Source organism: Nostoc sp. FACHB-888 (genome assembly GCF_014696655.1).
Lineage (GTDB): Bacteria > Cyanobacteriota > Cyanobacteriia > Cyanobacteriales > Nostocaceae > Nostoc.
Map to the genome: position 1 here is coordinate 1 of NZ_JACJQM010000198.1, position 7,364 is coordinate 7,364.

Genomic DNA, 7,364 nt, shown 5'->3' on the forward strand with positions numbered 1-7,364 from the left:
GTGGCATTAAGGGCAGTAGGGCGCAACACCAGGAAATCAAGGACTTTTACAGCATTGTTAATGCTGGCATAGAACCAGATACCAGCCTCACCCAGTTGCAATTGCAAGCCAAAGCAGCTGACCGAGATAGGGCGCAAGCCAAAAAACAACAGATGGAAGCCACCGCCAAGGCTTTGGCTCTTGAAAATGAACTCTTTGACAGACGCATCAAAGAGTTAGAGGCACAAGTAGCTTTTTGGCAGCAACAAACTCAACAACTGCGCGACTTGGACTTAGAGGATGTCGCCTGGGAACTGGGGCTAAATTATGATCAGCAACGGTGGCGGGGTCACGGACACATCATTAATATAGATGGACCCAAATTCTACGATTTCGCCCCCGATCAACAAAAAGGCTCAGGCGGTGCGATTGATTTGGTAATGCACGTTAATCAGTGCAATTTCCGGCAAGCGGTTGTCTGGTTACATGAGCGATTCGGGTCAGCTGAGGTAGAACGTGCAGCGATCGCTCACGTTAAGAACAGGGCGGCTGACATTATCCAGACTGAACCACGTTCCCAATTCGCCCCACCTGTTGAAGATAAAGCTAACTGGTCTGCCGTTGAACATTACCTCACCCAAAAACGGGGCATTCTCTCTGATTGTGTGCAAATTCTTCATGACCAGGGGCTAGTTTACGCTGATCAGCAACAAAATGCTGTTTTTGTCATGCGGAATCTTGATGGTCAACGTAACGGTGCATTCCTACGAGGAACTAGGGGAGAGAACAACACTTTTAAGGGATACGAGAAAGGAACCAAACGCCGCTCTTGCTGGTTTTACTTCCACTTGGGGGGTAAGGCTAATGATTTTACCTCAACAGCGATTCTATGTAAGTCTCCCATTGATGCTATTTCAAGAGCCATGCTGGAATATCTTATCAGGGGCGATGTTCCACCCGAACGAACAGTCTATATGGCTATTGATGACATCAAGAGCTTACCACTTGAGCGATTGCAGAAAGTTCCTAATATACTGGTGGCGTTTGGTAACGATAAAAGCGCTGATGCGGCAGCACAGCGTGTATTAGAACTAATGCCACAGTCCCAAATCAAAAATTCTAAAGCCAGTGATTGGAATCAGCAGCTACTTGATTATGGGCGACAGTTAAGGCAACAGCAGCAACAGCAACGCCAGCAGGATGATGAATTGAGTCTTTAATAGTCAGCGTTCTAGTAGTGAACTGTACAGTCACCTTTGTAGTATTAATGTAGCTGTTTGGTACTTCTTTTTGATGAAAGTGATTTGAAATTCATTGAAATCATCACTTTTGGCTCTTAAAAACTTTCGCAAAAAGATGGCGTACTGTGCGTCATCAATGAAAATTAAATTTAGGTAAGATGCCGTGAAAGTGCCGCAGGTATGCCATACATACTCCATGAGTCAACATGTTTTTATCATAAAAATCGGTTCCAGGAACTTCCAAGAAGTGGTAAGAAGTGACTGGGGAATGACTGACAAATGCCCGATATTGCCATGAGTTTTATGTTGTTTTAACTGAGAATTGCCACACAAATGACATGCTCTCAATTGGGCTATGCTGATTTGTTTTGATACCAAGAAAATAGCGACGAAAATTTTCTAATAGGGATGCTTTTGATCAGCTTGCTCCCGGTTAGGAATAGATCCATGTGGTTCATCAATGACTGGGAGTTGGGCGTTACGAGCAGTCGTTAACACAGACTACTCGTAACGCCCAACAGATATCCCAAAACACGGTGCGGTGCTACTTTACCGAATTTCATCTGTTCCCCCCACAAAAAGCCCCGAGGCAAAGCACTAACGTTGCAACAGCAGGTAGAGTACAAGAAGTTTTCTAGTACTCATCGCATTTTTGTGGAATATGTGATTCGATTGCTTCGCATCTTTCGGGTTGCTAAAGATCGATTTCATTCAGATTCAGACGAAAGATCGATTTCGGATTCAGAAGAATCTTCAGAAGCTTCAAAGTTTTTCAAGAAGGATTTCTTGAAGTAACCATTCTCGTCATAGACATCATCTTCGTCGTAACTCATATTTCCGGTATATATTGTCTCACCAGAGGCATCAGTATAGGAGTGATTCATAAGACGATCAATTTTTCCTTTTGTTTTTAAATCTCAACGCAACGCATTGAAAAATAACTAAGTAGTCGGTAGAAAGTAATTGGATATTAACTATCTAATAAGCAGTAATTTACAGGTTATCAACTAGATAATCAAGGGTTATCACAAAAGATCCTACTAAACTCACTTTTCCCACTTGACCAAATAATTAATCTTGTAACTAAATATACAATTATTGATGGCACAGGTGCGGTGGAACTTTCACCCTGATCAACCTGAATAATTAAAGAATCAGGCTAAGGTTTGATAAATCAATATTTTAATTTTACTGAAATCCTCATAGATTCTAACTTCTGACTTCTGAGTGCTGAATTCTTACCTTTTTTGTTTAGTTGATTTTTTCGATTTAGAGCCATTTAAACAGTCAAACAGTTCTGTATCACTCTGGGGTACTAAAGGAATCTGTGGTTGAGCAACAATTACGTTCGCTAAACTACTGCTAGTCGGAGTCTGCCAGAAAGATAAGTTTTCATATTGAGCCAATAAATCAGGCGGTAAAACCATTGCACGCATTAGGTGACAGTGGAGAATTTCGTAGCATTTCAGCGAACTTAATCTCTGATTAGTAGGACTATATATAAAGAAATCTCTGTTTTCTTTCCAGGATAATGTAGCTAACGAGGTTGGTTGCTTTTGGACTCCACACTGACCTCCTAGCTAACATATAAATCGGTCGCCTACGTGCAGGGAGCGGCGGTGAGTTTGGCTATGTTGTCACCTGTGGCTAGTAATGGTTTAGAGCTAGGCACAGATAAAAAACTTGAAATTGACGCACATTATCGCCATTAAAAAGGTAGGAAAAGTAGGAAAAGTACGATCTTTTGTATAAAACCTTGATTTTTTACTGTGAGGTTAGATACAGTAACTATGCAGTCACTTGCTGACTGGTTATCCTTACATCTGATTTTCAATTATGACTAACAAAAACACAGCCAACGAAGAAATGCAAGCTTTAGAAGACGAGGAACTTGATGACTCTCAAGCATCGGCAGTTACGGGGGGCTTAGGGGCTGAGGCGGAAAGTTCCATTAACGATAGAGAGATAAGTACGTTTGAGATACTGGTAACCCCTATTGAACCCCCTATTGAGAGTAACCCTCTCCTAAGAAACAAGGCAGAAGGCAGGAGGCAGAAGGCAGAAGGAAAGAGGATTTAACTTGTTTCTTCCATCCATAACGGAAGCGATCGCGTCCGTAAACAGCTTCTGTCACTCTCCGGAATGAGCAAGTAGTTCAGGAGTTAAATTATCCAGAAGCATAACCAGGTTTAAATTGATTCATTGCAGCAATTAAATGATTGAATCCTAGCAATAACTGTGAATTAGGGAAAATACCTAACCAGGGATAAATCAACCAAAATAGTAAGAGTGGTTGGATAATGAGACGCAGATTATTTAAAGTATTTTTCCATCCGTATTCATGGTTCCATTGTGGATGGTTAGAAAAATCAACATCACTATTTTCTTGTGTCTCAGTCTCAATTTTACGAGATTGGTTTAAGCCTAAGAAGACTGGAGAATTTAAACTAATCATCGTGTAAACACAAAAAATAATCTCCCACCACTTCTCGATATGTTGGAAATCTGTGAAACGATAATCTGTCCAACCTAGTTCCTGTTTACACTGTCGGAACGCATATTCTACCCAGGTTCTTAATCCATATAAGTCGCCTAAAGTTTTCTTGAGATTACCTTGAATATTTGTCATCACAAAAGAAGTAGAATTCTCTGGCATGGTTTCTGGGTCAGTAGTTATTTCCCAGTAAGTTATAGCTCTTTTTTTACCATAAATTATTTCCCTAATGTATCTAGTTTCTGATTTTTGATTGCTAAATGTTCTTTTAAATTTACACCACTTATTCGCCCTAACCCTTTGTCCTGCTGGCAACCAGACTCCATGATTACTTCTAATTGATACAACGTAAGCTAAGTTGTATTCAGCTATTTTTCTAATAAATTGGCTACTTTCCCCATATAAGCTATCAGCTAATACTAATTCAATATTAAACCCTGATTCAATTAGCTCTGTAATCATTTCTGATGCTAACTCTATTTTAGTTTTATATTTATCCTCTGCTTTTAGCGTCCCTTTTGGTTTGAATACTTTTACGCTTAAGGGAAAAGTTATATTAGAGTAAACTCCATACGCATTTACTGAAACTATCCCATTATCGATTTTTCCTATACTTCCTAAATATTGTCTAGCTACATAATCAGTCTTTTTACCCTTTTTTCTATCTCCTGTTTCATCTATTACTACTGTTATTGCATTTCCATTTAGGACTTTCTTAAGCCTCCTTAATCTTCGTTGTTTTAATTTATTTACTGACCAATCTGAATTTGCTAGAAAATGGTGTAATGACTGTGCTGAGTTTATACTTACTACTTTAGCTATTTCTGGCAATGATTTTCTTTTGATTGGCGAGATTATTCCTAAGTGCAAATATTTGTATCTCGACATTGGAACAAAAGCTGAACACACAAAGACTTGAGCCATTTAGCAACCCGCCAACAAAGTGCTTCGGCTTCAAGAAGCGCAGGCATCGCACAGACTGGAAACGGAAGTTTAATGACATTTCTCATAGGGAGAAAGCAGCACGAAATTGGGGCATCACCATGCCTCAAAATTTCCACAGACCTACCAGATTTAACGCTCTAATGCAGAAATTTTATCCAATCACTCCTGAAGATTTCTAATTGACATACTTTACCTTTAAAGCCTCGATACTCAATTGTTGCACTACAAAAATATGTATCCATTACTTGAACGCTCTTAATAATTCCGACTTGCCACTTGCGAAGACTGTCATTGAAAAACTCAACTTTATCCCCACATTTCAAGGGAGAAGGCTCACCACTCAATGCCTCAGTTATTCTATTTAACTGTGGGCTGGCTTGGGGCGTGGACGCATTATCCTCATTTGGCATACCCGCACCAGTTTCTAGTTCACCCGCACCAGTGACGCAGGACTCTCCGCAGCAGTTTTCCATATCTAGCAAGGGTTCCGCATCACCCGCACCACTTTGGGTTGGGTATTCTTCTTTTTTCACTGGAGGAGAGAGCAATTCAATTTTCATCTCCTCCTCTTCAATGTTATTTTCCTGGGAATCTGAAAAAGTGGTGCGGGTGGTGCGGAAGTCCTGATTTTGCGAGGTTTCTGGTGCGGGAAGTGGTGCGGAAGTGGTGCGGGTTGAGTCTATTGTGGTGCGGGTAACTTCCAAAATACCAATACCTTTCAGTACTGGAATGTTTCTTTTAGCAATGTCACAGTACCTAGTTCCCTTGACAGCCTTGGGGAAGATTTGAGCGATTCGGGCAATGACTTGATTGATGCCCTTCACGTTTTTGTCGCTGGGGCGAACCTGATCCACCCAAGACCTACGGTTGTTATCGGAATCTATAGTTAATGTGCCAGTTTGAGTGTAGTAATGTTCCAATCTTGCCCATAGTTCTTTTGCAGTCATTTCCTTTCCAGGGACATAGCCTATGTTTGCGGCTTCTATGAAGTCAAATAGGTGATTATTTTCTTTCTGAAGGTTGTAGAAAGCATCAGTTGTACATTCGTAATCAATGCCTTCTTCTATCAGGTCGTTGAGAGCTTGAAGCATTTTATTTAGAAATGCTGGGGCTACTTTTGTTCTGATAAATTCTTTGTCGTAAGCAAATCTTGGGTCAGCCTGCAACTCATTTGGATTGTTAGGATCTGGATTTTTTTCAAAGGTTTTCTTAAACTCCAAAACTGCAATCCTGTCTTGAATTGCTTTCATTACTCCTTGGAGTGCTGGCGTTTCATTTAAGTTAAAAAGACCTATGGCTTCAGGGGTAAATTCGATGTGGTCTTTACCCTTGCGTTCGCAGTGGAGTTTGTTACCAGTGACAAATAATTTTAAGCTTTGAATCTTGTCGATTCTCGACGTTTGCGGATTCTCAGAAGCCCAATTCACTCGGCTGTGCATCAACGGAGCTAGATTAAACTTCCTGCCTTCGTCGTACAATTGGAAGTCTGCTAAAGAGACAGAAGTTAGTCCATTTTCGCCGTAAATGATTGATACGCACTCGCGCAAAGCATCTTTACCGTTGGAGCCAAGCCCGACTGCCAGAATTGCTTTTACCTCTCTTCCTCTGAGTTTCCTAACAGTTGCAAGGTCAATGGATGCGGCTAAATTCCTCAAAAGAATTTCTTGCTGGGGTCTATCCAAACACTCAAGTAATCGGTCACAATCTGTAGTATCAGCGTTAGGGTTGTACTCAATCAACGGCTCATAAATAAAGTAATCTTCAGGGGTATGAGGGTCTAGCCGTGGAATAACTTTACTACCTATCCAAACAGGTCTAACTATTCCATTAGTGCAATTAATCCCTGGTGGATTGAGTAATTCTACCTCAATTCCCGTTCGCATTTTCGCCCACTCTAGAACCTTCTTAACCGAACTGGGTGAGGCGTAAGGATAGGATTTTTTACCTTGCTCATTTTCAACTGCAAAGGAGTTACAAAAGTCGGTTATTCGCTTAATTTCTCTAGAGTCTGGAGAGTGTTCATAGTGGTTGCCAGTATGCCAGTAGAGCTTATCGGCAGCACAAATCCAATTCTTATCCCCATAGAGAGTTTTGAAAGCAATTTGAATGAAGCTGACAACTGGATCAAGATCATTTAAAGGATCATCAAAATTTTGCAGCTTTGCCAGTTGCTTACGCTCTGCCACAGCCGCGTGAATCTCCTGCTCTAGCCTGCGGATAAATTCTGGTGTTTCCATCTGCCCCAAGATTTCTTTGATGTCACTTGATTTATATGGTAAATCGGGGCAGATGTCGTGAGGGTTAATTCCAATAAATGCAATCCCCACCTCGTCGGCACAGTCCTGGCAGGTCTGGAGTTTCTTTAAGCCAGTGTCGTCAGCATCGTGCAGAAAGATGATTAATCCTATACCTGAATCCTTAAGGAGTTGATATTCTGGGATGATGGTTTTTTTATCCCATGCACTGCCCTGAAACGTAATCCCAGCAAGACCATGTGACCGACCAACTTCTACGCATCCCTCACCCTCATGCTGGAGTAGTGCCGGGGTTCCTGCTACAGATTTAGCGGCAGCGATCGCTTCATCAATGCGGTAAGCTTTCCAGGGTTCATCCCCTTTTCTCATCTCTGGTGTGCCGTCCGGGAGCCTGTGCCATTGGCGGAAGGATTTATCTTTTCCCTTCTCTTTGATGTAATCCGCCCATTC

General features: G+C 41.4%; 4 protein-coding genes and 1 pseudogene. 2 read left to right on the forward strand and 3 right to left on the reverse strand.

Features of this window, described 5'->3' with window-relative positions; translation table 11 throughout:
* The coding region (locus H6G26_RS36390; protein WP_190736290.1) for a DUF3991 and TOPRIM domain-containing protein at positions 1-1,199 on the forward strand (1,199 nt) is incomplete at its 5' end.
* Positions 1,200-1,927: 728 nt separating this feature from the next.
* On the opposite strand, the gene H6G26_RS36395 is transcribed toward H6G26_RS36390, so the two are convergent.
* The gene (locus tag H6G26_RS36395; RefSeq protein WP_190736292.1) at positions 1,928-2,104 is read right to left on the reverse strand and encodes a hypothetical protein; all 177 of its coding nucleotides are present in this window, start codon (positions 2,102-2,104) and stop codon (positions 1,928-1,930) included.
* Between the two features lie 952 nt (positions 2,105-3,056).
* Here H6G26_RS36395 and H6G26_RS36400 point away from each other — a divergent pair.
* A complete protein-coding gene (locus H6G26_RS36400) occupies positions 3,057-3,299 on the forward strand; it encodes a hypothetical protein (protein WP_190736294.1) in 243 nt (80 codons plus the stop codon).
* Positions 3,300-3,387: 88 nt separating this feature from the next.
* Here the strand turns inward: H6G26_RS36400 and H6G26_RS36405 are convergent.
* Positions 3,388-4,593, reverse strand: a pseudogene (locus tag H6G26_RS36405) (IS701 family transposase); the annotation flags it as partial.
* 203 nt (positions 4,594-4,796) lie between these two features.
* Positions 4,797-7,364 (reverse strand): DUF5906 domain-containing protein (locus tag H6G26_RS36410; protein ID WP_242054189.1); only part of this gene is annotated, 2,568 nt, incomplete at its 5' end.